The sequence below is a fragment of the Pseudomonas sp. 2024-210 genome (genome assembly GCF_045062345.1).
GTDB lineage: Bacteria > Pseudomonadota > Gammaproteobacteria > Pseudomonadales > Pseudomonadaceae > Aquipseudomonas.
Genome location: NZ_JBJGEJ010000009.1, coordinates 151,651 through 174,110 on the forward strand (window position 1 = coordinate 151,651; position 22,460 = coordinate 174,110).

General features: G+C 57.0%; 22 protein-coding genes. 9 read left to right on the top strand and 13 right to left on the bottom strand.

Annotation, left to right across the window (positions count from 1 at the left end; genetic code table 11):
* Positions 1-426: 426 nt before the first annotated feature.
* Positions 427-813 carry a hypothetical protein gene (locus ACI7MX_RS14775; protein ID WP_405589279.1) on the top strand — a complete coding sequence of 129 codons (387 nt, stop codon included), beginning with the start codon at positions 427-429 and terminating at the stop codon, positions 811-813.
* On the opposite strand, the gene hrpA is transcribed toward ACI7MX_RS14775, so the two are convergent.
* Positions 781-4,692 carry an ATP-dependent RNA helicase HrpA gene (hrpA, locus tag ACI7MX_RS14780; protein ID WP_405589262.1) on the bottom strand — a complete coding sequence of 1,304 codons (3,912 nt, stop codon included), beginning with the start codon at positions 4,690-4,692 and terminating at the stop codon, positions 781-783. The genes ACI7MX_RS14775 and hrpA overlap by 33 nt on opposite strands.
* 199 nt (positions 4,693-4,891) lie before the next feature.
* Here hrpA and ACI7MX_RS14785 point away from each other — a divergent pair, with 199 nt between their 5' ends.
* Positions 4,892-5,791 (top strand): DMT family transporter, encoded by a 900-nt coding sequence (locus ACI7MX_RS14785; RefSeq protein ID WP_314493135.1) that lies wholly within the window; start codon positions 4,892-4,894, stop codon positions 5,789-5,791.
* 581 nt (positions 5,792-6,372) lie between these two features.
* Complete coding sequence (locus ACI7MX_RS14790) at positions 6,373-6,537, top strand: hypothetical protein (RefSeq protein ID WP_405589258.1); 165 nt, start codon at positions 6,373-6,375, stop codon at positions 6,535-6,537.
* Here ACI7MX_RS14790 and ACI7MX_RS14795 read toward each other — a convergent pair whose 3' ends face one another.
* The gene (locus tag ACI7MX_RS14795; protein WP_405589256.1) at positions 6,538-7,476 is read right to left on the bottom strand and encodes an aspartyl/asparaginyl beta-hydroxylase domain-containing protein; all 939 of its coding nucleotides are present in this window, start codon (positions 7,474-7,476) and stop codon (positions 6,538-6,540) included.
* 225 nt (positions 7,477-7,701) lie between these two features.
* Entirely contained in the window at positions 7,702-8,676 is a 975-nt protein-coding gene (gene cysK / locus ACI7MX_RS14800) for a cysteine synthase A (protein WP_405589253.1), read from the bottom strand.
* Positions 8,677-8,796: 120 nt separating this feature from the next.
* On the opposite strand from cysK, the gene ACI7MX_RS14805 reads away from it, so the two are divergent.
* The 3 genes from ACI7MX_RS14805 (at position 8,797) to ACI7MX_RS14815 (ending at position 12,058) form a co-directional block, all read left to right on the top strand.
* Positions 8,797-9,873 (top strand): DUF748 domain-containing protein, encoded by a 1,077-nt coding sequence (locus ACI7MX_RS14805; protein WP_405589250.1) that lies wholly within the window; start codon positions 8,797-8,799, stop codon positions 9,871-9,873.
* Between the two features lie 139 nt (positions 9,874-10,012).
* A complete protein-coding gene (locus ACI7MX_RS14810) occupies positions 10,013-10,858 on the top strand; it encodes a MoxR family ATPase (RefSeq protein ID WP_314490559.1) in 846 nt (281 codons plus the stop codon).
* Positions 10,859-10,879: 21 nt separating this feature from the next.
* A complete protein-coding gene (locus ACI7MX_RS14815; protein WP_405589247.1) occupies positions 10,880-12,058 on the top strand; it encodes a vWA domain-containing protein in 1,179 nt (392 codons plus the stop codon).
* Between the two features lie 85 nt (positions 12,059-12,143).
* Here the strand turns inward: ACI7MX_RS14815 and ACI7MX_RS14820 are convergent, their stop codons facing one another.
* The 7 genes from ACI7MX_RS14820 to ACI7MX_RS14850 form a co-directional block, all read right to left on the bottom strand.
* On the bottom strand, positions 12,144-12,671 hold the full coding sequence (locus ACI7MX_RS14820) for a hypothetical protein (protein ID WP_405589244.1): 528 nt from the start codon (positions 12,669-12,671) through the stop codon (positions 12,144-12,146).
* Between the two features lie 97 nt (positions 12,672-12,768).
* The gene (locus tag ACI7MX_RS14825) at positions 12,769-13,689 is read right to left on the bottom strand and encodes a biotin-dependent carboxyltransferase family protein (protein ID WP_405589241.1); all 921 of its coding nucleotides are present in this window, start codon (positions 13,687-13,689) and stop codon (positions 12,769-12,771) included.
* Positions 13,686-14,390, bottom strand: a complete 705-nt coding sequence (gene pxpB / locus ACI7MX_RS14830) for a 5-oxoprolinase subunit PxpB (protein WP_405589238.1) — start codon at positions 14,388-14,390, stop codon at positions 13,686-13,688. The genes ACI7MX_RS14825 and pxpB overlap by 4 nt, the downstream gene beginning before the upstream one ends.
* The gene (locus ACI7MX_RS14835; RefSeq protein WP_314490575.1) at positions 14,387-15,139 is read right to left on the bottom strand and encodes a 5-oxoprolinase subunit PxpA; all 753 of its coding nucleotides are present in this window, start codon (positions 15,137-15,139) and stop codon (positions 14,387-14,389) included. Before ACI7MX_RS14835 ends, pxpB begins: the two co-directional genes overlap by 4 nt.
* Before the next feature lie 141 nt (positions 15,140-15,280).
* Complete coding sequence (locus tag ACI7MX_RS14840; RefSeq protein ID WP_405589234.1) at positions 15,281-15,814, bottom strand: DUF2937 family protein; 534 nt, start codon at positions 15,812-15,814, stop codon at positions 15,281-15,283.
* 12 nt (positions 15,815-15,826) lie between these two features.
* Positions 15,827-16,603, bottom strand: a complete 777-nt coding sequence (locus ACI7MX_RS14845) for a class II glutamine amidotransferase (protein ID WP_314490581.1) — start codon at positions 16,601-16,603, stop codon at positions 15,827-15,829.
* Positions 16,604-16,639: 36 nt separating this feature from the next.
* Positions 16,640-17,134 (bottom strand): MFS transporter, encoded by a 495-nt coding sequence (locus ACI7MX_RS14850; protein WP_314490584.1) that lies wholly within the window; start codon positions 17,132-17,134, stop codon positions 16,640-16,642.
* A gap of 100 nt (positions 17,135-17,234) precedes the next feature.
* Between ACI7MX_RS14850 and ACI7MX_RS14855 the strand changes: the two genes are divergently transcribed.
* Positions 17,235-19,280 carry a S9 family peptidase gene (locus ACI7MX_RS14855; protein ID WP_405589230.1) on the top strand — a complete coding sequence of 682 codons (2,046 nt, stop codon included), beginning with the start codon at positions 17,235-17,237 and terminating at the stop codon, positions 19,278-19,280.
* A 233-nt stretch (positions 19,281-19,513) separates the two neighbouring features.
* Here ACI7MX_RS14855 and ACI7MX_RS14860 read toward each other — a convergent pair whose 3' ends face one another.
* Complete coding sequence (locus ACI7MX_RS14860) at positions 19,514-19,804, bottom strand: hypothetical protein (protein ID WP_314490590.1); 291 nt, start codon at positions 19,802-19,804, stop codon at positions 19,514-19,516.
* A gap of 82 nt (positions 19,805-19,886) precedes the next feature.
* On the opposite strand from ACI7MX_RS14860, the gene ACI7MX_RS14865 reads away from it, so the two are divergent.
* Together ACI7MX_RS14865 and ACI7MX_RS14870 are read left to right on the top strand one after the other, a co-directional pair.
* Positions 19,887-20,573, top strand: a complete 687-nt coding sequence (locus ACI7MX_RS14865) for a spermidine synthase (RefSeq protein WP_122784075.1) — start codon at positions 19,887-19,889, stop codon at positions 20,571-20,573.
* Positions 20,574-20,624: 51 nt separating this feature from the next.
* Positions 20,625-20,999 carry a YajD family HNH nuclease gene (locus ACI7MX_RS14870; RefSeq protein ID WP_314490593.1) on the top strand — a complete coding sequence of 125 codons (375 nt, stop codon included), beginning with the start codon at positions 20,625-20,627 and terminating at the stop codon, positions 20,997-20,999.
* A 28-nt stretch (positions 21,000-21,027) separates the two neighbouring features.
* Here the strand turns inward: ACI7MX_RS14870 and tusA are convergent, their stop codons facing one another.
* Both tusA and rlmM read right to left on the bottom strand, forming a co-directional pair.
* Positions 21,028-21,276 (bottom strand): sulfurtransferase TusA, encoded by a 249-nt coding sequence (gene tusA, locus ACI7MX_RS14875; RefSeq protein WP_314490597.1) that lies wholly within the window; start codon positions 21,274-21,276, stop codon positions 21,028-21,030.
* Between the two features lie 14 nt (positions 21,277-21,290).
* The gene (gene rlmM / locus ACI7MX_RS14880; RefSeq protein ID WP_314490600.1) at positions 21,291-22,367 is read right to left on the bottom strand and encodes a 23S rRNA (cytidine(2498)-2'-O)-methyltransferase RlmM; all 1,077 of its coding nucleotides are present in this window, start codon (positions 22,365-22,367) and stop codon (positions 21,291-21,293) included.
* Positions 22,368-22,460 lie beyond the last annotated feature (93 nt).

The window sequence follows — 22,460 nt, forward strand, 5'->3', positions numbered from 1 at the left end:
TTATGGGGGTGGCGAGGCAGGACGCCGAGCCAGCCGCGATCGGGCCAAGGATGGCCCGTCGCGGCGTGCCCCCATAACAGTGCCGGAGTGAAGGCACCGGGCGAGCCTAGGCGAGCTCGGCCGTATGGTAGGGCAAGGACTTTTTGCTTACTTTTGTGGCTGTTTGACAAAAGTGAGCCGCCGTAAGGGCGGAAACCGTAGAAAGAGTTCCTACATCTAATGGATATGTACGCTGGCCAATTAAAAGCTTCGATTACATATCCATTCTTAGTGTCTGGCTGAAGTAATGGTTACGCCCTTACGGCGTGTCACTTTGCAAAAGCGGCAAAGTAACCAAAACGCTTCCGCCCCCACGTACGGCCCTCGCTGCGCTCAGGTGTCCCTCACTCCGGTCCCGCTCCGTGGGCACGCTGCGACGGGCCATCCATGGCCCGATCGCAGCTCTCCCGGCATCCATGCCGGTCGACCCACTCCGCAGAACCTCCTCTCGGCCTCCCGAAGGGGCGGCAGATCAAAAACCAGATCAACAGCCAAGTCAAAAACAAGATCACAAGCCAGATCACACGCCAGATCACACGCCAGATCACACGCCAGATCACACGCCAGATCACACGCCAGATCAAAAACTCGCTGGCGATCATGCTTGCGCTGACGAAGGCTGCGATCGAGCGCGAAGCGGTCGCAAAACGGAACACCTCGGCGCGTCAGGTTTTACCGCGGCTTTGCCGCAGATCGCAGCCTTCGTTCCTCGTCAGCGGCTACAGCGTTGGGATTGTTTCGCTAAGCCTCAACCACACTCCATTGCTTGCTTAAACGCTTGTCCGAAATCGGCACCTTGGTGCCCAGCTGCTGGCCAAACAGCGACACGCGGTACTCCTCAAGCCACCAGCGGTACAGCTCCAATTGCGGATCACGCTTGCCTTCCTGGGCATGCTTGGTGGCGCGGGCCTGATACTGCGCCCACAGGCCACTCAGCTCGCCACTCCAGACCCGATCCTTCTGCACCTGACTCGGCAGTTTTTCCAGCCGCAATTCAATCGCTTTCAGATAACGCGGCAGCTCCTTGAGCCACATCGCGGGGGTTTCGCGAACAAAACCCGGGTAAACCAGATGGCTCAATTGCTGTTTGATGTCATTCAAGGCCACCGCTTGAGCCAGATCGATCTTGCCCTTGAAGCGTTTTTGCAGACCATGCCACAGCTTGAGAATCTCCAGCGTCAGCTTGGCCAGTTTTTCAGCGTGTTGGGTCCAAGCTCCGCGTTTACGCTCAGCCAGGGACGCCAGTCCTGCACCGTCACGGGGCAGACTCGCTTCACCTTCGAGGATGCACGAGTCCAGGCTGGCCAGCAGAATGTCTTCAACCAGACTCTCAACCCGTCCCAACTCGCGGTACAGCAAGCCCAGCTCGGTCAGACCCGGCAGTTTGCCGCGCAAGAACTTGGCGGGCTCGGCCAGTTGCTGCATCAATAAGCGCTGCAAGGCACGGCGGTGTTGATACTCCGCTTCAGCCGGGGTCGAAAAACGCCCCTCCTTGACCGTATTGCCTTCTTCCACCAGCGCCGGGTAAACCGTCATCGACAAGCCAGCGATCTTCTGCTGGGTTTTTTCTGCCACAGGGGCGAACACCTTGGCCTCGACCGGCTGCTGGCTTTTTGCCGTTTGCGGCACAGCAAGAGCCGCCTGACTGGCTTGCGCAAAGCGCGCCGTCAACTCGGCCAAATCACGGCCTTCGCCGAGAAACTGACCTTCGCCGTCGACCACTTCAAGGTTCATCTTCAGGTGGTTTTCGACCTGCTGCGCGGCTTCGGCCCAGGCGTCATCGCTGACCCGAGCACCGGTCATGCGCAACAACTCGCGACCCAGCGCCTGAGGCAACGAACCTTCGGCAAACGTCATGCGCTGCAAGGCGGCTTTGACAAAGTCCGGCACCGGTACAAAGTTTTTACGCAGCGCCTTGGGCAGGCTGCGCACCAGTGCAATGCATTTGGCCTCGATCATGCCCGGCACCAACCACTCAAGCCGCTCAGGCGGCAATACCGGCAGTAACGGCGCTGGCACTTTGACCGTTACCCCGTCACGCGGGTGGTTCGGTTCAAAGTGATAGCTCAGCTCAAGGGTCAAATCGCCCAGATGCAGGGTGTCCGGGAAATGCTGGGCGGTGATTTCAGTGGCTTCTCGCGCCAGTACATCCTCCTCGCGCATGATCAGCAGCTGCGGGTCTTTCTGACTGTTGATGCGATACCAGCTGTCAAAGGTCGCCGTCTGATGGATCTCAGCCGGAAGCCGCGCATCGTAAAACGCGTACAGGGTTTCTTCGTCCGCCAAAATGTCGCGGCGTCGGGCCTTGGCTTCCAGTTCGTCGAGCTGTTCGAGCAACCTGGCGTTGGCCGTCAAACACTTGGCCCGTGACTGAATCTCGCCCCGCACCAGGCCTTCGCGGATAAACAGCTCGCGCGACAATACCGGATCAATCGGCCCGTAATGCACGGCACGGCGACCGACCACGATCAAGCCGAACAAAGTGATTTGCTCGTAGGCCACCACTTGCCCGCGCTTCTTCTCCCAGTGCGGCTCGAAGTAATTCTTTTTGATCAAGTGCCCGGCCAGCGGCTCAATCCAGTCCGGTTCGATTTTGGCGACCATACGTGCATACAGTTTGGTCGTTTCAACCAGCTCGGCGGTCATCAACCATTGCGGGCGTTTCTTGCCCAGGCCCGATGACGGATGAATCCAGAACCGACGTTGACGCGCGCCAAGGTAATCACCGTCCTCAGTTTTTTGCCCGATCTGACTGAGCAAGCCAGACAACACCGCCTTATGCAGTTTGGGGTAATCCGCGGGCTCTTTATTGACGGTGAGCTGCATGTCGCGGCAGATCAGACTCAATTGGCGGTGCGAGTCGCGCCACTCGCGCAAACGCAAGTAGTTCAGGAAATTCTTGCGGCACCAGTTACGCAACGGGCTGGCCGTCAACGCCTGACGCTGCTCTTCAAAGCCACGCCAGACATTGATCAGTGCGGCAAAATCGGAGTCGACATCTTTCCATTGCGCGTGCGCCTGATCCGCGGCTTGCTGACGTTCGGGCGGACGTTCACGCGGGTCTTGCACCGACATCGCGCTGGCAACGATCAACACTTCCTGCAAGCTACCCAACTTGGCCGCTTCCAGCAGCATACGCCCCATCCGCGGGTCGACCGGCAAGCGCGCCAATTGGCGGCCCAGTGGCGTCAGCTGATTCTCACGGTTAACCGCCGACAACTCTTGCAGCAGGTTAAAACCGTCAGTAATGGCCTTGCCATCGGGCGGCTCAATAAACGGAAACTGAGTGATTTCGCCCAGACGCAGGTGCAGCATTTGCAAGATAACGGCGGCCAGGTTGGTACGCAGAATCTCCGGATCGGTAAACTCGGGGCGCCCGTTAAAGTCTTCTTCGCTGTACAAGCGCACGCAAATACCCGGCTCAACCCGACCACACCGACCTTTACGCTGGTTGGCGCTGGCCTGGGAAATGGCCTCGATCGGCAAGCGCTGAACTTTGGCCCGATAACTGTAACGGCTAATGCGCGCGGTGCCGCTGTCGATCACATACCGGATACCTGGCACCGTCAACGATGTTTCGGCGACGTTGGTCGCCAGCACCACCCGGCGACCGGCATGGGACTGGAAAATCCGCTGCTGCTCGGCCGGTGTCAGACGCGCATATAAAGGCAGGATTTCAGTGTGCTTGAGCTGGGCTTTGCGCAGCATGTCGGCGGCGTCACGAATTTCGCGCTCGCCGGGCAAAAATACCAGCACATCGCCTGGGCTCTTGCGTTCGCTGCGCTCGAACGCAGCGATTTCATCCAGGGTCGCAAGAATCGCCTGATCGACGCTCAAGTCCTCCTCGACGCTGTTGCCCTCCTCGTCTTGCTCAGAAGTCAGCGGCCGATACCAGGTTTCAACCGGAAAGGTTCGACCTGACACCTCAACAATCGGTGCATCGTCAAAGTGCTTGGAAAAGCGCTCAAGATCGATGGTGGCCGAGGTGATGATGACTTTCAGATCGGGGCGACGCGGCAGCAGGATTTTCAAATAACCCAGCAGGAAGTCGATATTCAGACTGCGCTCATGGGCTTCGTCGACGATGATCGTGTCATAGCGTTCCAGATAACGGTCGTGCTGGGTTTCGGCCAGCAATATGCCGTCCGTCATCAATTTGACCAGCGTATTGGAATCGCTTTGATCTTCGAACCGCACCTGATAACCGACCAACGCCCCCAGCGGCGTGGCCAATTCTTCCGCCACCCGGCTGGCCACACTGCGCGCTGCAATACGACGCGGCTGCGTATGACCAATCAACCCGTGTTGGCCACGGCCGATTTCAAGGCAGATTTTCGGCAATTGGGTGGTTTTACCCGAGCCGGTTTCACCGGCCAGAATCAACACCTGATGTTTAAGCAATGCAGCCTTGATCTCGTCACGCTTGGCGGCAATCGGCAGATTTTCGTCATAACGAATCAACGGCACGCTCGCCGCCCGCGCCTTGACCTGTTCACACGACGCCTGCACGCGCTCGGCCCATGCGGCCAACTTGGCGTCATCAGGCTTTTTGCGCAGTTCATGCAATTGCCGGCGCAGCTTATGCCGGTCGGCAATCATGGCGTGATCAAGATTTTTCAACAGTTGGTCGATAGCAGGCGATTCGTCAGTCATCAGGTGCGCAGTAGTCTTGGTAAAGGCAGGGGGCGGATTGTCGCAGATTTAGGCGCTTATGCACGAATCTGTAGGGACTGATGACACCCGATTGCGACTCGACTCACATGATCATGCTCAGCGTAGCGGTGAAAATCCGACTCACCTGAATCCCGGCATCCCTTACACTTGCCGGCTCGAACCTTGTAGGGAAACTGCCGTGAGACTTGTCGATATCGTCCGAATGCTGTCGTTGGCAGGTATTTGGGGCGCCAGCTTTTTGTTTATGCGCATCATCGCTCCAGTTCTCGGGACTGTTCCTACTGCGTTTTTTAGGGTGTCCATAGCGGCCACCGGCTTGCTGGTGATACTGGCGTTGATGCGCGTGCGCTGGAATTTTGACGGGAAATTCAAGGTTATTTTAATCCTCGGGGTCATCAACTCCGGGGTTCCTGCCACGTTGTACTCAGTGGCGGCCCAGGTATTGCCCGCGGGTTACTCGGCCATTTTCAACGCGACTACGCCGCTAATGGGCGTGTTGATTGGGGGGCTGTTTTTCAGTGAAAAACTGACCCTGACCAAACTGGCCGGGGTGTTTTTGGGGCTATTGGGTGTGGGCGTTTTGACCCGCGCCGGGCCGGTGGCCTTCGACCTGGACTTGCTGATGGGCGCCCTTGCCTGCTTGCTGGCCACGACGTGCTATGGCTTTGCCGGTTTTCTCGCGCGCCGCTGGCTGGATCAGCAAGGCGGCCTTGACCCGCGTTTGTCAGCGCTGGGCAGCATGCTGGGGGCTACGTTGTTCTTGCTGCCGCTGTTTGCGCTGAGCGTGGTTAATCAGCCTCCGGTCAGCTGGGGCGGGATGAGTGTCTGGTTGTCGTTGTTGGGGCTGGGATTGGTGTGTACGGCATTTGCGTACATTCTGTATTTCCGGTTGCTAACCAGTATTGGCCCGGTCAAGTCGATGACGGTGACGTTTATGATTCCGCCGTTTGGCGTGCTCTGGGGCGCGTTGTTTCTGGGCGAGCCGTTGTCGATGGCCCATGTGTATGGCGGGGTGTTGATTGCCGTGGCGTTGTGGTTGGTGCTTAGGCCAGGGGTGGTTGTGAAGGAGGAAGGGTAGCGGCAAGCGGCAAGGCTCAAGCCTCAAGCCTCAAGCTTGTAGCTTGTAGCTTGTAGCTTCTAGCTTCTAGCTTCTAAAACAATGTCACTGCCGCCACCGAAACAGTGGGAACGACGCTGGGGCCCCTCACAGGAGGCTGAACGTAGGTGCTGTTATGGAGGTGGCGAGGCAGGACGCCGAGCCAGCCGCGATCGGGCCAAGGATGGCCCGTCGCGGCGGGCCCCCATAACAGTGCCTTCGTTCTGGCACCGGGCGAGCCTAGGCGAGTTCGGCCGTATGGTAGGGCAAGGACCTTTTGGTTCCTTTTGGGGCTGTTTGCCAAAAGGAACTCGCCGTAAGGGCGAAACCCGTAGTTCAGTTAGACACATATAACGGATATGTACTCGAAGCTTCTAAATAGCCAGCGTACATATCCATTCGATGTATAACGACTTTCTACGGGTTTCGCCCTTACGGCGAGGCACTTTTGTCAAACAGCCACAAAAGTACCCAAAAAGGCCTTGCCCCTGCGTACGGCTTTCGCTTCGCTCAAGTTCCCTCGCTCCGGTCCCGCTCCGTGGGCACGCCGTGACGGGCCATCCATGGCCCAACACGGCTCTCCCGGCATCCATGCCGGTCGACCCACTCCGCGAAACCTACACTCGGCCTCCCGAACGGGGCGGCAGATCAAGATCAAAAGCCAGATCAAGATCAAGATCAAGATCAAGATCTACGGCAACAGCAACAGCAACAGCAGTTGCCGTTAATTAACCAAATAACCAACGCGCCAACAGTACCAATACGATAACCGCCAATACCGGGCGGGCCACTCGGTAGAGCTTGGGATGACGACGCTTCCACTGTTTAACCACACCACTGAACCGGTCACTGAAGGTTTTGCTCCAGGCATAGGCTTTGTTGATGCCGCCTACACGCTCATCGTCGGTGTTTTGCGGGGCAGTCGCTTTGCCCAGTTGCGCGCTGACCCAGCGGTTGATGCGGGTCATCAGGCGGCTGGTCAAGGGCCGCTCGATGTCACAGAACAAGATGACGCGAGTAATGTCGGTTTCGTTCTTGACCCAGTGAACGTAGGTCTCATCGAACATGACGTCTTCGCCATCGCGCCAGCTGTATTCTTCACCGTCAACAAAGATCCGGCACGCATCGGAGTTGGGCGTGGTCAGCCCAAGGTGATAACGCAACGATCCGGCAAACGGGTCACGATGGGGGTTGAGGTGGCTGCCACCCGGCAACAGGGCAAACATCGCACCCTTGACGTTGGGGATGCTGTTGACCAGTTCAACTGTTTTAGGACACAGCAATTCGGCCGATGGCAGCGCCTTGTCGTACCACTTGAGGTAAAAACGCTTCCAGCCTTTTTTGAAGAACGAACCGAATCCGGCGTCGTTGTTCTTTTCCGCCGCGCGAATGTAGCCTTCGTCGAACAGGTGCATGGCTTCTTCACGAATGACCTGCCAGTTGTTCTTGAGCACATCCAGTTCGGGGAATTTGCTGCGGTCCAGGTAGGGCTTGGACGGCACGGCAGAAAACAGGTACATCAAGGCGTTGTAAGGCGCAAAGAACGCGGAGTGGTTGACGAACTGACGCAGCACGGGCAAACGCGCTTTACCGCGCAAATGCACGTAAAGGATGCTGGCGACAAACAGCAGTATCAACCCTGCCTTGATGGCGAAGGATAAGGTCATGCAACAACTCCTCGAAAATAGGCAACCTGCAGCGGGTCAGTCACGCAGCGTGGCAGCCGGTCATGATAAACATTACCGGCGAAGGACAAAACCCGCGTCTTCCAACATTCAGTAGTAAGGAACAGGTAATAATCGATTAATTATGCATAAGCGTAAGGGGACGCTGTTTGATTTGCGTCAGGCCTTAGAGGGTAGCCGCTGTAGCAGCGCCTACCCTTTATCGCTTTACTGATGCAATTCTTGCTCGCTGAAGATGTCGCTGAACAGGAAGCTCGACAGGTAGCGCTCACCCGAGTCAGGGAGGATCACAACAATGGTCTTGCCTTGCATTTCCGGGGTCTCGGCCAAGCGTACTGCTGCGGCCATCGCCGCTCCGCACGAGATGCCGCACAGGATGCCTTCTTCATGCATCAGGCGCAGGGCCATCGCTTTGGATTCGTCATCGCTCACCAATTCCACTTTGTCGACAATCGACAGGTCGAGATTTTTCGGCACAAAACCGGCACCAATGCCCTGAATTTTGTGCGGCGACGGTTTGATTTCTTCTCCCGCCAGCGCCTGGGTAATGACCGGCGAGGTAATAGGTTCTACCGCGACCGACAAGATCGGCTTGCCCTGGGTGTGTTTGATGTAACGCGAAATGCCGGTAATGGTGCCACCCGTGCCCACGCCCGACACCAGCACATCGACCCCGCCGTCGGTGTCGTTCCAGATTTCCGGGCCAGTGGTCTTTTCGTGAATCGCCGGGTTGGCCGGGTTTTCGAACTGTTGGGGCATGAAGAAGTTTTCCGGGTCAGTGGCCTGAATTTCAGCCGCCTTGTCGATCGCTCCTTTCATGCCTTTGGCCGGCTCAGTCAGTACCAGTTCAGCGCCCAAGGCCTTGAGTACTTTGCGTCGTTCAAGGCTCATTGATGACGGCATGGTCAGCATCAACTTGTATCCGCGCGCCGCCGCGACAAAGGCCAGGCCAATGCCCGTGTTGCCCGACGTCGGTTCAATGATGGTCATACCCGGCTTGAGCACGCCCCGGCTTTCTGCGTCCCAGATCATATTGGCGCCAATGCGGCATTTCACCGAATAGCCGGGGTTGCGCCCTTCTATCTTGGCCAGGATGGTCACGCCACGGGGGGCGATGCTGTTGATCTGGACGAGAGGCGTGTTGCCGATGGATTGGGCGTTATCTGCAAAAATGCGGCTCATGACGGGATCCTTATGCACCTTCTGGAAAGGCCTCAGGGTAGGCCTCGTGTCTTCAGGCGTCCAGTCATGCGAACGTCTGGCGTGCAGTGGAGTCCATTCTGTACTGAGGGAGGTTCTATCATGAAAGCGAGATACAGATGGCCATTGTGGACAGTGGGTGTGTTGGTGGTACTGCTGGTGGCGGCTCACATCGCCCTGCCCTATGTGGTGCGCAATTACTTGAACGACAAACTGGCCCATATGGGCGACTACAGCGGGCATGTCAACGACGTGGATCTGGCCTTGTGGCGCGGTGCCTATCGAATCAATGACCTGGAAATCGTCAAGGTGTCAGGCAAGGTACCCGTACCTTTCGTGCAAATTCCGACGCTGGAACTGGCGGTCAGTTGGCACTCACTCTGGTACGACCGCGCAGTGGTCGCCGAGGCCGTGTTTGTCAGGCCGCACATCAACTTTGTCGATGGCGGCGCCAATACGTCTGCCACGCAGACGGGTGAAGGCACCGACTGGCGCGAGCAATTGCGCAAATTGCTGCCCATCACGCTGAACGAGGTGCGCATCCAAGACGGGCAAGTCACTTTTCGCAACTTCAACTCCAAACCGCCCGTCAACCTGAGCGCCACTGACATAAATGCCAGCATCTTCAATTTAACCAACGTGGTGGACGTCAAAGGCAACCGCGATGCCCGTCTGGAAGGCAAAGCCCTGTTACTGGGACAGGCCCCCATGGAAGTCAGCGCGACCTTCGACCCGCTGAGCAACTTTGAAAACTTTGAGTTTCGCCTGCGCGCCACGAAGATTGAATTAAAGCGCTTTAACAGCTTCGCCTCGGCCTACGGCAAATTTGACTTTAATGCCGGTAATGGCGATTTGGTGATTGAGGCTCAAGCCGAAAAAGGTCGTTTAAAAGGCTATATCAAACCGTTGTTACGCAACGTGGAAGTGTTCAACTGGCAGCAGGATGTCGAGAACAAAGACAAGGGGTTCTTTCGTTCTATCTGGGAGGCCGTGGTGGGCGGCACTGAGACGGTGCTGAAAAACCAGCCTAAAAACCAGTTCGCGACTCGCGTCGAATTGAGCGGCAGCGTGCATCGTCAGGACATCAGTGCGCTCCAGGCGTTCTTGCAGATTTTGCGCAATGGTTTTGTTCAGGCCTTCAATGCCCGATATGAACAACCCGCGCCCAAGGCAGAGTGAGTCAGTTCGTGACGATCCATTCACAATCTGAATAAAGCGCTTACGTTCCCAGCGTGCGCCGGGGCGCGTTATAGTCGGGCATACTTTTTTCTCCCGCCCTGCCCTCGCAGGCCCCGGGCCATGGTTTGAGGATTTATCGATGAAGTTTGAAGGCACCCGCGCCTATGTCGCCACCGACGACCTGAAACTGGCGGTCAACGCGGCCATTACCCTTGAACGCCCATTGCTGGTCAAGGGTGAGCCGGGCACCGGCAAAACCATGCTTGCCGAACAATTGGCGGAATCCTTTGGCTGCAAATTGATCACCTGGCACATCAAGTCCACCACCAAAGCGCATCAAGGCTTGTATGAGTACGACGCGGTCAGCCGCCTGCGTGATTCACAACTGGGCGTCGATAAAGTCCACGATGTGCGTAATTACCTGAAAAAGGGCAAATTGTGGGAGGCTTTCGAAGCTGATGAGCGGGTGATCTTGCTGATCGATGAAATCGACAAGGCCGACATTGAGTTTCCTAACGACCTGCTGCAAGAACTCGACAAGATGGAGTTCTACGTTTACGAGACCGACGAAACCATCAAGGCCAAAATCCGTCCGATCATCATCATTACGTCGAACAATGAAAAGGAATTACCGGACGCTTTTCTGCGCCGCTGTTTCTTCCATTACATCAACTTCCCGGATCGCACCACGCTGCAGAAAATTGTTGACGTGCACTTTCCGAATATCAAAAAAGAGTTGGTCAGTGAAGCGTTGGACGTGTTCTTTGATGTGCGCAAAGTGCCCGGCATCAAGAAAAAACCTTCCACTTCCGAACTGGTCGACTGGTTGAAATTGTTGATGGCCGACAACATCGGTGAGGCGGTATTGCGCGAACGCGACCCCACCAAAGCCATTCCGCCACTGGCGGGTGCTCTGGTGAAAAACGAGCAGGACGTGCAGTTGCTTGAACGTCTGGCGTTTATGAGCCGTCGCGGCAATCGCTGATTTTTCGAGAAGGCGATAAGCATGTTTCTTAATCTGTTCAATGAAATGCGGGCGGCCAAAGTGCCAGTTTCAGTGCGCGAACTGTTGGACTTGATCAACGCATTGAAAAACCGCGTGACCTTCGCCGACATGGATGAGTTTTATTATCTGGCGCGCACAATTCTGGTGAAGGACGAGCGCCATTTCGACAAGTTCGACCGTGCGTTCGGCGCCTATTTCAATGGCTTGCAAAACCTCAATGAGCATCTTGAAGCCTTGATTCCCGAAGACTGGCTGCGCAAGGAATTCGAGCGTTCATTAAGCGATGAAGATCGCGCTCAACTCCAGTCGCTGGGCGGGCTGGACAAGCTGATTGAAGCCTTCAAGCAGCGCCTTGAAGAGCAAAAGGAGCGCCATGCCGGTGGCAATAAATGGATCGGCACCGGCGGCACCAGCCCGTTTGGCTCGGGCGGCTACCACCCTGAAGGCATTCGCGTGGGTGATGCCGGCCTGCGTCAGGGCAAGGCGGCCAAGGTGTGGGAGCAACGCGAGTACAAGAACCTCGACGATCAGGTTGAGTTGGGCACGCGCAACATCAAAGTGGCGTTAAGACGCTTGCGCAAGTTTGCGCGTCAGGGCGCAGCCGAAGAGTTTGACATTGATGGCACCATCGACCACACCGCTCGCGATGGTGGCTTGCTGAATATTCAGATGCGTCCCGAGCGGCGTAACAACATCAAACTGTTGTTGCTGTTTGATATTGGCGGCTCGATGGATTCGCACGTAAAGATTTGCGAAGAGCTGTTTTCGGCCTGCAAAACCGAGTTCAAGCACCTGGAGTATTACTACTTTCATAACTTCATTTATGAATCGGTGTGGAAGAACAACCAGCGCCGACAGGTTGAGCGTATTTCTACCCAGGACCTGCTCAATACCTATGGGGCTGACTACAAGGTGATTTTCATCGGTGATGCGGCCATGGGGCCTTATGAAATCACCCATGCGGGCGGCAGTGTCGAACACTGGAATGAAGAGCCGGGTTACAAGTGGATGCAGCGCTTTATGGAGAAATACAAAAAGCTCATCTGGATCAACCCGTATCCCAAAGACACTTGGCACTACACCGCTTCGACCGGGATTGTCAGGGACCTGATTGAAGACCGCATGTACCCGCTGACGCTAGACGGGCTGGAAGAAGGCATGCGGTTTTTGGCGAAGTGATAGCGCCCCTAACGTCGTTTAGCAGCAGGGGCGCACTCATTCAGCAAAGCTTAGTTAGACCGAGTATGGGTAAATGTTATTTACCCTACCAACCGAACTTTAAGTAGCAGCGTGCAAATGCTTTAACCAGCTCTGAGTCGGCCCGGTCAACCTTGTTGTCGTTATTCACATCAAAGTTGATCGTTTCGCCAGTACCTGAACCATCCCCACGGGTATAAAAAGAAGCGCCGTAAGCGATTGTTTCATCACGGGGATCACCTGTGCCCTGGTGAAAATGCATGCGCACGGTGTCGGGGTTACCATCGGCATCAAAATCTTCAGCGCTAACCTTCAAGTATTTATCGTAGGACGCATCAAGGCTGTGCCACTTAAATAACAGGAACATTTGAGCCAATTGAGTTGCCAGCTCATCGTCCTTTTTGTCTTTAACACCATCGCCATTCATATCATCGGCAATGACCCAGTCCAGTTTTCCGTCATCGTTGATGTCGAATGCAGCTGCCTGTTTGATCAGAACAGGCGGGGTGCTGCTGCCGTCATAAAAATCAAGTAGAACTGTGTCGGGCTTATCGTCGTCCTGTATATCTTGAGCATGAATCTTCAAGTAACGCATAAGCGGATTCTCAGCATAAAAAGGAACTTCACGCTAGACCAGAATGCATTACTCGACGAGTCAGCAAATAAGACGCGCCCAGTAATCCCTTTCACTATTAATAAAGGAATTTTCGCAAATAACGCAGATGCTGCTCAGAAGCCGCTTCATGTACCCGTGGCGACATGCGGATCTTCTCTCCCGGCAAACACTGCGCCAGCCGCGCTAACGCCAGCGGCGTCAAAGCCCCCAGCCTCGGGTAACCGCCAATGGTCTGGCGATCATTGAGTAACACAATCGGTTGGCCATCCGGCGGCACCTGAATCGCCCCTAACGGGATGCCTTCCGAAATCATCGGTGCGCCCTGATACACCAACGCAGGGCCTAGCAAACGAATGCCCATACGGTCTGCCCGACTGTCCAGCGTCCACGAGCTATTGAACGCATCAAAGGTACTTTGGCCACTGAAAGCACCGATTTGCGCACCCATGACCAGGTCAAGCAATGGATTGGCACTGAACACAGGCTGCAGTTGCACTTGCAACTCACGCAAAGGCGGAGCAACTCCGTCATAGCTCAACTCATCACCTGCCAGCAGCGCTCGACCAAACCCATCCGGCCCACCCAACTGTTCACGCACCACCGTAGCGCAGCTGCCCAAGACTTGCGGCGCCGCAAACCCGGCTGGCGCGGCCAAGTAAGCCCTCGCCCCGGTCAATGGCTGGGTAAAGGTCAGGGTTTGGCCTTTGTTCAACGAAAAACTGCGCCAAGGTTTCAGCGGTTTCCCGTCTATCGCCGCCGCCAAATCGGCGCCCGCCAGTGCCAGTGTGCAATCGTCCTGGGCCACTATGGTCAAGCCGCCCAGGGTGATTTCAATCACCGCAGCACCGGGTTTGTTACCCAGCAGACCATTGGCCCTGGCCATCGATAACCAGTCTGCCGCGCCGCCCTGCGTCACACCCAGATGCCGGACACCAAAGCGCCCTGCGTCCTGCAATTGGCACAACGGGTTGCTGGCCTGAATCAGTAAACGGCTCATGCCAAGGCCTCCTGAGGGGTATCGTCGCCACCCAAGCGAATGAATTCTGCATGAGAAACAGCCGCGAATTGCACGGTATCGCCGGGTTGCAGGAGGCTGTAGCCCTCACGGTCTCGATCAAACAAGGCGCTCGGCGTGCGGCCGATGAGGTTCCAGCCTCCCGGCGACTGCGCCGGGTAAGCCGCTGTCTGGCGCTCGGCAATGCCGACGCTGCCCTGGGCCACCCGTTTACGCGGGGTATTCAGACGGGGCGCAGCCAGTGCTTCTTCGACCAACCCCATAAAGGCAAAACCGGGGGCAAAGCCCAACGCGAACACTTGATATTCGTGCTCGCTATGAAGGCGAATGACCTCACTGACCGACCCGCCAATGCGTTGGGCCAACAAAGTGAGTTCAGGGCCGACGCTCAGGTCATACCACACCGGCAGCACATGGCGCTGGCCACTGTTTTGAGTGTGCGGGTGCAGGTCCGTCAGCGCTTGGGCAATCCGCTCGCGCGCTTGCGCCGGGGTCAGCGCCAGCCCGTCGTAGTGCACCATCAAGGTGGTGTAGGACGGCACAAGATCCGTCAGGTGTTCAGCAAAGCAAACGCGCAATCGTTCGCTGGCAGCGAGCATCCAAGGCATGTTGGTTTCGGCAATATCATCGAACAAACGCACCATCAGGCAGTCGATGGCCACCACTTCGATACGCACCTTCATGCTTGAGCCTGCTGGTTCAAGGCTTCACGGATACGCTGTACAGCGTTGACTGAACTGGCGTTGTCGCCATGCACACATAAAGTATTGGCCTGTAAATGCAGGGCGCTGCCGTCGTTGCTTTGCAACGGTTGCCCCGCTGCCAGGGTCAGCGCTTGTTGCACGATAACGTCCGGATCGTGATGCACCGCACCCGGCAGTTGGCGTGAGACAAGCCGGCCAGCACTGTCATACGCACGGTCGGCAAAGGCTTCGAACCACAAGGTCACGCCGAACTCATCGCCAATGGCCTGAGCTGCACTGTTGTCCCGTGTGGCCATGAGCATCAGCGGCAAGTTGCCGTCATAGGCAGCCACGGCTTGCACCACCGCTCTCAATTGCGCTGGATTGGCCATCATGTCGTTGTACATCGCCCCGTGGGGTTTGACGTAGCTGACGCGGGTGCCCTGAGCACGGCAGATGCCATCCAACGCTCCGATCTGATAGTGCAGCAGGTCTTGCAGCTCTTGCGCTGAATAGGCCATTGAACGTCGACCAAACCCGGCCAGATCCTGATACGCCGGATGGGCCCCCACCTTGACGTTGTGCGCCAGCGCCAGTTCCACGGTGTTGCGCATGATGCTCGGGTCACCGGCATGAAAGCCGCAAGCAATGTTGGCGCAATCAATAAAGGGCATCACCTCGGCATCCAGGCCCATGGTCCAGCTACCGAAACTCTCACCAATATCGCAATTCAATAACAGGCGGCTCACGGTCATGCTCCTGTGGTTTTTTTGTAGTGTAGGTGGCAGGCATTTTTCGACAGGCACAGGCCCTTCGTCCAACTAATAAAAGCCGGACTCGGACATAAGAAAAAGTTGATTGCTTAAATGTTAAGCCGCCAAGGCAGCGACTTAGCTATAGCGTTCACGCCGGGCAATACGTTCTCGCTGACGTTTGCCGCCCAGCACCACCCAGTCCACCAGCCGCACAAAGCCTTCAATAATGAAGGAGAACAGCAGCGCACCCGCCATTGCCCAGCCGATAGCCACCGGCGAAAGCAGTACCTGATAGGTATAGGTGTTGTAGGTTTCTTCGCGAATAGCCGGGTCGGCGGCATAGGCCACTTGCAGAGCGCGCCTGTACCACGGGCCTTGCATGGCCTGGAACTGCTCATCAAGCAGGCGCTGGCGATCCAGCAAGGTGCTCAGGCTGTTGGCATCGCTGCGAAAGACCGGGTCGTCGCTGGCCTGGTAATGCGCGACCAGCGCTTGCAGGTCGCCCTTGAAGAACTGATTGGCCGTGTTCTGGAAACCCGCCAGCCCGGTCCGGGCTTCAATGAGGTGAGCCTCGACGCGATTGGCGTAGTCATTGATGAACCCCGGCACTTGCACGCCGATCAACAAGCCCAATGTAAACAACACCAAACGCAGGTAGCTCAACCACATATTGGCCCATCCTTATTCGGTTGTGCCCTGACTGACGCATTCGCCACGCCGCCACAGGCTCCATTGGCCAGGCTCGTAGCGAGTCCAGGTTTCGTTTTCGGTCAAGGGTTCGGTGGCAATGACCGTGACGACATCGTCCGGCGTGGTTTCAGACTGAAAATCGACGATAACGTCGACATCCTTCAAGCGCGCCGGGCCAAACGGCGCTCGACGGGTGATATGCGCCAACTTGGTCGAGCAATAGCAAAATAGCCAGTCGCCATCACTGAGCAGGCAATTGAACACACCTTTGCTGCGAAACTCGGCGCAGGCGGCCACCAGCACCGGCAGAATACGCTCCACCTCGACCGGCTCCGGGAAGGCTTCGCGTACCCGGTTGAGCAAGTCACAAAACGCCGCTTCGCTGTCGGTGTCACCAATGGGGCGATAAAAACTCGCGCCCGGTGCAAAATCGGCCAGTTGACCGTTGTGGGCAAAACACCAGTTACGGCCCCACAGCTCCCTGACAAACGGGTGAGTATTGGACAGGCATACTTTTCCGACATTGGCCTGGCGGATGTGGCCGATCACCACTTCACTTTTTATCGGGTAACGCTGTACCAGCAACGCCACTTCGGAATCGCAGCTGGCCCCAGGGTCCTGAAACAAGCGCAGGCCACGGCCCTCGTAGAAGGCAATGCCCCAGCCATCACGGTGCGGGCCGGTTCGTCCGCCACGCTGCATCAGCCCGGTAAAACTGAACACAATGTCGGTCGGGACATTGGCGCTCATGCCCAATAATTCACACACGCTCGTACTCTCGCATTCAAGCCCAACGTAAAAGGGTTACAACCGCGGCTCTACACGTGACGGGGCTGCCGCACGGGGCGGCACGCGACGACCATAACCGTCATCGCCTGCCGAGCCGAAAGGCTGGTCATCTTCAGGATCAGCTGCCTGTGCTTTTTCAGCGGCAGCGATTTTTGCCTGACGCGCCTTACTGGCACGCTCGATGGGCCAGCGGATCAGCACAAACACCGCATACAACACAAACGCGAACAGTGTGTACATCAGCAGGTCTGATACGGCACGCCAGGCGTTGTTGCCCACTTTGAAGGCCAGGTCCAACGCGGTAATCGCCACGGCAGGAGCAAATTTTTCTTTGACCGGGTCGATGATGGTCGGGCTAAACAGCAGCACCGCCATCAAGACACGCAACGGCTCACGCAACCAGCGCCACATGAATCGGGTCAGGCGGCACCACACGAGCAGGCAGCCTAAAGCGGCAAAGGCGTAAAGGCCCCAGGCGATCAGATAGTCGTTCTCGGTCATGGTATCCATGGTCGGCAGGCAATGAAGCGCTATGATAACGGCTTTTAGACAGTGCGGCTGCCCCGCCTTCAACCTCCCTTCTTTTCATTCAAATCTTCGAGAACGCTCAATGACCGAATCAGCCTACGCAAACAGCGCACCTATCGCACACCGGATTGAGGGTTCTGACCCCTACTCATGGTTACAAAATCGCGATAGCGAAGAGGTCCTGGACTACTTGAAAGCGGAAAACAGCTATCAGGAAGCACAGCTGGCCGATCAGGCTGAATTGCGTGAGACGCTGTTTCAGGAGATTAAGGGCCGTATTCGCGAGACTGATTTGTCCCTGCCCTCCCCTTGGGGACCGTACCTGTATTACACGCGCACGGTCGCGGGTGATGAGTACGCCCGCCATTTCCGCTGCCCGCGTCCGGCTGATGACAGCCAGCAAGTCGATGAAAGCGTCGAGCAATTGCTGCTCGACCCGAACGCCTTGGCCGAGGGTGGTTTTATTTCGTTAGGTGCCTTCAGTATCAGCCCTGACCACCAGCGCCTGGCTTACAGCCTGGACACCAGTGGCGAAGAGACTTATCGCCTGTTCGTCAAAGAGCTGAGCAATGGCACGGTGACCGAACTGCCGTTTGAAGACTGCGATGGCAGCATGACGTGGGCCAATGACAGCCAGACGCTGTTTTTTGCCGAGCTGGACGACACGCACCGTCCGCATAAGCTCTATCGCCACACGCTGGGTGAAGATTTGGCCCACGAGGCGTTTCATGAGCCGGACGGACGCTTTTTCCTGCACTGCTACCGTTCCAGTTCCGAGCGCCAGCTGATTCTGTTGCTCAACAGCAAGACCACCAGCGAGAGCTGGGTACTGGATGCCGATCACCCGCAACAGTCGTTCAACTGTCTGGCACCTCGGGTTGAGGGGCACGACTACAGCGTTGACCACGGTCTGTACGAAGGGCAATGGGCCTGGTTTATCCGCACCAATCAAGACGGCATCAACTTTGCCTTGTATTACGCGCTGGGCGATGTCCCTGCCCGCAATGACTGGCAGTTGCTGATCGCGCATAACGATCACGTCATGCTGGAAGGGATGAGCCTGAACGCCCACGCCCTGTGCCTGAGCTTGCGCGAAGGTGGCCTGCCGATCATTGAGATTCGCCCTGAAGGCCTGGCGTCCTATCGCGTGCAACTGCCCGATGCGGCCTACAGCCTATATGTACAAGACAGCCTGGAATTTGACAGCCCGCACATTCGTCTTCGCTATGAGTCATTGAACCGTCCGGCTCAAGTTCGCCAACTGACGCTGGCGACCGGCGAACAAAGCGTGCTCAAGGAAACCCCGGTATTGGGAACGTTTAATGCCGACGACTACGTCAGTCAGCGCTTGTGGGCCACCGCGCCAGATGGCACCCGCGTGCCCATCAGTCTGGTGGTCAAACGCTCAGCACTGGGCAAGCCTGTACCGCTTTACCTGTATGGCTACGGCGCCTACGGCGAAAGCCTTGACCCGTGGTTTTCCCATGCCCGCCTGAGCTTGCTTGATCGCGGCGTTGCCTTTGCCATTGCCCATGTACGCGGTGGCGGCGAGTTGGGCGAAGCCTGGTACCGCGCAGGCAAACAGGAAAACAAGCACAACACCTTCAGTGACTTCATCGCCTGTGCCGAGCACCTGATCGACACCGGCCTGACGCGCTCCGACCAGTTAGTGATCAGCGGTGGCAGCGCAGGTGGCTTGTTGATTGGTGCGGTACTCAATCAGCGCCCTGAACTGTTTAAAGCGGCGATTGCTGAAGTGCCCTTTGTGGATGTGCTCAACACCATGCTTGATCCCGACCTGCCGCTGACCGTGACCGAGTACGACGAATGGGGCAACCCGCAAGAACCTGAGGTGTACGCGCGCATCAAGGCGTACGCGCCCTATGAGAACGTCGCCGCTCAGGACTACCCGGCGATGCTGGTGATTGCCGGCTATAACGACAGCCGCGTGCAGTACTGGGAAGCCGCCAAATGGGTGGCTAAACTGCGCGCCACCAAAACCGACGATCACCTGCTGTTGCTCAAGACCGAGCTGGACGCTGGTCATGGCGGCATGAGCGGGCGCTATCAGGGCCTGCGTGACGTGGCACTGGAATATGCGTTTGTGTTTAAAGTGCTGAACATCTGATGCGCAAGACCTATCGCTTGCCAAGCCACGAAACAAGCATTTCGTAGCAGCTGTCGAGTAATGCGAGGCTGCGTTCGACGATGCAATCGTCGCAAGCTAATGCCTGGGGGGTATCTGAAACCCCGCACCAGCGATAAGCCTTAAGCCTTAAGCCTGGGATTGAAAGGGTTCACGACGGCTGCGCCGCCGAACGCAGCCTCGCGGAGCTCGTCAGCGGCTACAGGTAAAGCGTCTTAATCAGTCTTGAGGCTGGCTTTGGGCTCTTTGACGTCAAGCCCCGGCAGCGGCTGATCTTTGGGCGGCTGCGGCAGGTTGATCGGGGGCAATGGCAGCAGGCTGCCATTGGCAGGCGGCCTGGATACCGCACGGGGGGTGATTTGCGGGTACGGCGTGGGCGTGGCGGTGCCCGGTGAACCCGGCACAGGGGTTACCGGCACCACAGGCACCGTCGTCAGCTCAGCGGCATGCACCGCACTTATCAGGAGCGCGCTGTACCCAATGACCGTTAGAATAGTGCGTTTCATCAATGACTCCGTTGCCAGACCGGCTTGTCAGCCCTCAGGCTACTCGTAACCCGATGTTTTTGTCCCCTTCTATGAGATACCCATGAAACGTTTTGTTTTGCTCGACACCACCCCTATCCCGGAAAATGGCGGTGCCTTGTGCCTGTTCGAGTATGGCGAAGACTTCGTGATCAAAATTCAGGGCGGTGACGGCGGCCAGCTGATGAACACCCGCATGCATGGCTCCGAAGACGCACTGGCCGAGATTCCTTGCCGTAAAGTCGCCGGCCGTGCGCAATCGCGGGTGCTGATTGGCGGCCTGGGCATGGGTTTCACGCTGGCTTCTGCGCTGAAACATTTGGGCAAAACCGCAGAAGTGGTGGTCGCCGAATTGGTGCCGGGTGTTGTCGAGTGGAACCGTGGCCCGCTGGGCGAGAAGTCGGGTAACCCGTTGCAAGACCCGCGCACGGTGATTCGCATGGAAGACGTGGCCAAGGTGTTGCAGGCCGAACCCAATGGCTTTGATGCAATCATGCTCGATGTCGACAATGGCCCCGAGGGACTGACCCAGAAGGCCAATAGCTGGCTGTACTCCGCAGGAGGCTTGAGCGCTTGCGCCAAAGCCTTGCGACCTAAAGGCGTGCTGGCCGTGTGGTCGGCCAGTGCCGATAAACAGTTTTCTGACAAACTGCGCAAAGCCGGCTTCAAGGCCGAAGAAGTGCAAGTGTTTGCCCACGGCAACAAGGGCACGCGTCACACCATCTGGATTGCTGAAAAAATCAAAGGCTGATCAACAGCTAAACTTCACGACCTGACCGTCATTTGTCTTAAAGGTGAACCCATGAGTTCGGCTAACCCACCGTCCCATACCGCCAAACTGGATCGCATCCTGGCGGATGCCCAGCGTGACCGCGAGATGGGCTATCGCGACAAAGCCCTGAAAATGTACCCCCACGTGTGCGGCCGTTGCGCCCGTGAGTTTGCGGGCAAACGCCTGAGTGAGCTGACCGTTCACCACCGCGATCACAACCATGACAACAACCCGCAGGACGGCTCCAACTGGGAGCTGCTGTGCCTGTACTGCCATGACAATGAGCACTCTCGCTACACCGACCAACAGTACTTTTCAGACAGTTCCACCAGCAGCCCTACCATCGCCAAGGCCACGCACAACCCGTTTGCCGCATTGGCGGGGCTGATGAAAAAAGACGACTAACCCCCCGCCACAGTCCCTGTGGCGAGCTTTAATCGGCCTTTTTGCGAATCCAGTACAAATAGGTGCCTGCTTCCTCTTGTTGCCCGACCAGTTCGTGATCTAGAAACACACAAAACTTGGGGATGTCGCGACGGGTTGATGGATCGGTCGCGATCACTTTCAACACGCCACCGGGCACCAGATCACGGATGTGCTGGTGCAACATCATCACCGGCTCGGGGCAATTCAGGCCGGTGGCATCAAGGGTGCCGTCAACCGGCAAATCGGCAAAACTCATCAGTAACTCCTGAATCAACGAGATTTAGGTTTTTTCACGTCCAGTCGACGCAAATGACAGGTGACTTCTTCACGGTCGTGGTACAGCTGCTTGCAGCCAATTTCGACCTGAATGCCGCGTGCCTTGAAGCCATCGGCGATTCGATCCAGCAACCGACGCACTTCGGCATAGCGCTGTTTCATCGGCAGCTTGAGGTTGACCACCGCTTCTCGGCAATGCCCCTCGCCTATCCACTCTTCGAGCATGGCCGCGTTACGGGCCGGCTTTTCAACAATGTCGCAGACCATCCAGTCCACTGGCTGCTTGGGTTTGAAGGTAAACCCGTCCGCCATCAAGTGCTGCACCAGCCCCGTGTCCATCAGGCTTTCGGCCATCGGGCCGTTGTCGATGGCCGTGACGATCATGCCGCGATTGACCAACTGCCACGTCCAGCCACCCGGTGCGGCGCCCAGGTCGACGCCGGTCATGTCGCTGTGCAGTCGCTCATCCCATTGATCGCGGGGGATAAAGTGGTGCCAGGCCTCTTCCAGTTTCAGGGTTGAGCGGCTCGGCGCTTCACGCGGGAACTTCAGGCGCGGGATGCCCATCGGCCACATGGCCGAATTGTTTGACTCTGCCATCCCCAAAAACACTTCACGGCCACTTTTGAACGTCAGCAACAGGCGCGGTTTATGTGCGTCGTCTTCCACCAACTTGCCGGCGTTGATAAGCGCCTTGCGCAGGTGCGCATCGAACTTCTTGCAGAAGTTAGAAAGCTCTTTGCCATCGTTGGTGTCGACCATTTCCAGCCACAGACTGCCACATACCGGAAAGTCAGCCATGTGTTCAAGAATCACGCTAATGCGGTCAGTATCCGGCAGTTCTATAAAACCACCCCGCGCCCATTGACGCGGGAAGATCAGCTCGGCAAAACGCAGGCCGCGCATCAAGCGCTCGGCGCCGCCCTCTTCAGTACACACAAACTCGGCACAGGCAGTGCTTGGCTTGGCCTTGGCATAACCGGCCACATTGAGACGGGCGGCGTGTTCGGCGATCTCCGAACAGACTTCACCTTCAAAACCGGGCCGGCAGTGCATAAAAACGGTGTTCATTGAATTACTCCTAGCAGCTGGCAGGAATTGGCCGGCTGCGCATCCTTGATTTGGCGCAAGGACTGTCACGAAAAGGCCGGCATGATAGCCGAC

Coding starts and splice junctions, on each gene's coding strand:
- hrpA (WP_405589262.1), bottom strand. CDS start 4,692: ATGACTGACGAATCGCCTGCTATCGACCAACTGTTGAAAAATCTTGAT.
- ACI7MX_RS14840 (WP_405589234.1), bottom strand. CDS start 15,814: ATGTGGTTGAGCTACCTGCGTTTGGTGTTGTTTACATTGGGCTTGTTG.
- ACI7MX_RS14775 (WP_405589279.1), top strand. CDS start 427: ATGGCCCGATCGCAGCTCTCCCGGCATCCATGCCGGTCGACCCACTCC.
- ACI7MX_RS14810 (WP_314490559.1), top strand. CDS start 10,013: ATGAAGTTTGAAGGCACCCGCGCCTATGTCGCCACCGACGACCTGAAA.
- ACI7MX_RS14820 (WP_405589244.1), bottom strand. CDS start 12,671: ATGCGTTACTTGAAGATTCATGCTCAAGATATACAGGACGACGATAAG.
- ACI7MX_RS14870 (WP_314490593.1), top strand. CDS start 20,625: ATGAGTTCGGCTAACCCACCGTCCCATACCGCCAAACTGGATCGCATC.
- ACI7MX_RS14790 (WP_405589258.1), top strand. CDS start 6,373: ATGGCCCAACACGGCTCTCCCGGCATCCATGCCGGTCGACCCACTCCG.
- ACI7MX_RS14795 (WP_405589256.1), bottom strand. CDS start 7,476: ATGACCTTATCCTTCGCCATCAAGGCAGGGTTGATACTGCTGTTTGTC.
- ACI7MX_RS14865 (WP_122784075.1), top strand. CDS start 19,887: ATGAAACGTTTTGTTTTGCTCGACACCACCCCTATCCCGGAAAATGGC.
- tusA (WP_314490597.1), bottom strand. CDS start 21,276: ATGAGTTTTGCCGATTTGCCGGTTGACGGCACCCTTGATGCCACCGGC.
- ACI7MX_RS14855 (WP_405589230.1), top strand. CDS start 17,235: ATGACCGAATCAGCCTACGCAAACAGCGCACCTATCGCACACCGGATT.
- cysK (WP_405589253.1), bottom strand. CDS start 8,676: ATGAGCCGCATTTTTGCAGATAACGCCCAATCCATCGGCAACACGCCT.
- ACI7MX_RS14825 (WP_405589241.1), bottom strand. CDS start 13,689: ATGAGCCGTTTACTGATTCAGGCCAGCAACCCGTTGTGCCAATTGCAG.
- ACI7MX_RS14850 (WP_314490584.1), bottom strand. CDS start 17,134: ATGGATACCATGACCGAGAACGACTATCTGATCGCCTGGGGCCTTTAC.
- ACI7MX_RS14815 (WP_405589247.1), top strand. CDS start 10,880: ATGTTTCTTAATCTGTTCAATGAAATGCGGGCGGCCAAAGTGCCAGTT.
- ACI7MX_RS14860 (WP_314490590.1), bottom strand. CDS start 19,804: ATGAAACGCACTATTCTAACGGTCATTGGGTACAGCGCGCTCCTGATA.
- pxpB (WP_405589238.1), bottom strand. CDS start 14,390: ATGAAGGTGCGTATCGAAGTGGTGGCCATCGACTGCCTGATGGTGCGT.
- rlmM (WP_314490600.1), bottom strand. CDS start 22,367: ATGAACACCGTTTTTATGCACTGCCGGCCCGGTTTTGAAGGTGAAGTC.
- ACI7MX_RS14805 (WP_405589250.1), top strand. CDS start 8,797: ATGAAAGCGAGATACAGATGGCCATTGTGGACAGTGGGTGTGTTGGTG.